At 57.5% G+C, this 2,436-nt stretch carries 2 protein-coding genes; both read left to right on the forward strand.

The genetic code is table 11. The features are described from left to right. A partial coding sequence (istA, locus tag EDF71_RS24805) for an IS21 family transposase (RefSeq protein WP_133859185.1) occupies positions 1–1,462 on the forward strand: 1,462 nt, incomplete at its 5' end. Beyond that, positions 1,455–2,324, forward strand: coding sequence for an IS21-like element helper ATPase IstB (gene istB / locus EDF71_RS24810; protein WP_133859186.1), 870 nt, complete (start codon positions 1,455–1,457; stop codon positions 2,322–2,324). The genes istA and istB, both read left to right, overlap by 8 nt. Positions 2,325–2,436 lie beyond the last annotated feature (112 nt).

Below are 2,436 nucleotides of genomic sequence, written 5' to 3' on the forward strand. Positions count from 1 at the left end.
CACTGGCCTTGCTCGCAATACCGTCAAGAAGTGGCTCAAGGCTCCCGGCGACGTCGTGCCCAAGTACGAGCGGATCAAGCAGGCTGGAAAGCTCACTGCTTTCGAGCCCATCTTGCAGCAAGCGCTCTCAGCCGACAGTCACCGCCCTAAGCAAGGCAGGCGCAGCGGCCGTGCCCTGTTTGCCCAGATCCAGGCTCAAGGTTACCGAGGTGGATACAGCGCCGTCACGGACTACATCCGCCGCTGGCGAGTCGAATCAGCATCAAGCCCCACCAAGGCCTTCGTACCTCTTAGTTTCGAGCTGGGTGAGGCCTTCCAGTTCGACTGGAGCGATGAGGCCATGGTCATTGGGGGGGTGTTCTACAACGTTCAGGTGGCGCATTTGAAGCTGTGCGCCAGTCGTGCCTTCTGGTTAGTGGCCTATCCCAGCCAGAGCCACGAGATGCTATTCGACGCACATACCCGATCATTCCAGGCGCTGGGCGGTGTCACTCGGCGGGGCATTTACGACAACATGCGCACTGCCGTAGACAAGGTCCAGCGCGGTAAAAAGCGTGTCGTCAATGCGCGGTTTGCCGCTATGTGCAGCCACTACCTGTTTGATCCTGACTTCTGCAATGTCGCTTCGGGTTGGGAGAAAGGTGTCGTCGAGAAGAATGTGCAAGACAGCCGCCGGCGGATCTGGATCGAGGCAAGTACACGGCGCTTTGGCTCCTTCATAGAACTCAATGCTTGGCTGGCAGAGCGCTGTCGATCAGTGTGGGCCGATACCGCGCATCCCATCCATCGCCAGTTCACAGTCGCAGAGATGTGGGAGTTGGAGAAAGGCCATCTAATGTCCATGCCTGCACCATTCGACGGCTACGTCGAACGGCTAGCCCGGGTGAGCAGCACTTGCTTGGTGACTGCAACTCGTAATCGCTATTCCGTGCCATGTGAATGGGCTGGCCATATCGTCAGCACCCGGGTCTATCCTGATCGAATCGATGTGGCTGCGGGCGATTGCGTAGTGGCAAGCCACGCACGCCTTCCGGGCAGTGGCCAGACCAGTTATGACTGGCAGCACTATATCGAGCTGGTCCAGCGCAAGCCAGGCGCTTTGCGCAATGGCACTCCATTCCTGGACTTACCAGCGCCGCTGCTGCGTTTGCGCCAGTCGCTACTGCGGCATCCCGGTGGAGATAGGGTGATGGCTCAGGTTCTAGCCGTGGTGCCACAAGCTGGGCTTGAAGCGGTATTGGTGGCGGTCGAGTTGGTGCTAGAAGGCATGGCACCGAGTGGCAGCATCAGCGTAGAGCATGTGCGCAATGTGCTGGCCCGCTTAAACACGCCTGCCGCCCCAGATCAGGCGCAAACATCACTGCGACTGCGCGAGGCACCAATCGCCGACACCGCACGCTATGACCGCCTGCGACCAACTCACTTGGACCATCTGAATGGACAGGAGATCAATCATGCGTGAACCCTCTACCGATGTGCAGACGCAATTGAAGAGTCTGCGCTTAAACGGAATGGCCACCGCCTGGGCCGATCTGACCGAGCAAGGGGGCGATACCACCTTGGCTGCATCTCGCTGGTTGGTGGAGCACCTGCTTCAAGCGGAGCACGCAGATCGCGTCATGCGCTCCATTGCTCACCAGATGAAGTCTGCGCGCTTTCCTGTGCATCGAGATCTGGCTGGGTTTGACTTCACGGTCTCGCAAGTTGACCAGAGGTTGGTTCAAAAGCTCTCAGACCTATCGTTCACGCAGGATTCTCAAAACGTAGTGTTGATCGGTGGTCCTGGTACTGGCAAAACACATCTGGCTACGGCACTGGGTATATCCGGGTTGAGCAGACATGGCAAACGAGTGCGCTTCTACTCGACGGTTGATCTAGTCAATGCGCTGGAGCAGGAGAAAGCACAAGGGCGGGCTGGGCGGATTGCGATGAGCCTGATGCGTATGGACTTGGTCGTACTGGACGAGCTGGGCTACTTGCCGTTCAGCCAGGCGGGAGGTGCTCTGCTATTCCACCTACTGTCCAAACTGTACGAGCACACCAGCGTGCTGATCACCACCAACCTGACGTTTGCCGAATGGTCCAGTGTGTTCGGCGATGCCAAATTGACCACGGCCCTGCTAGATCGACTGACCCACCACTGCCACATCATCGAGACGGGAAATGAGTCCTATCGGTTCCGGCATAGCACGCACGAAGCCAAGGGGCGGATCAAGACAAGAGAGCAAAGTAGGAAAGCTGCAGCAGTTCAGGCTACTGGAAACACGGAAGGGAGCTCACCAGAAGAGTTGCAAGTAGACCTGGCAGAGGTAAAGAAGGAGTAGCCAATGAGGTAAACAGCCTATAGTTATTCACAAGCGGTCATCTCAAAGGCTGCTCCAGTACCTGGTCAAAGCTCGATTGGCACTGCTGGTCAAGATTGCATCGGCCCTAACA

The sequence above is a fragment of the Comamonas sp. JUb58 genome, assembly GCF_004364775.1.
GTDB lineage: Bacteria > Pseudomonadota > Gammaproteobacteria > Burkholderiales > Burkholderiaceae_C > Comamonas.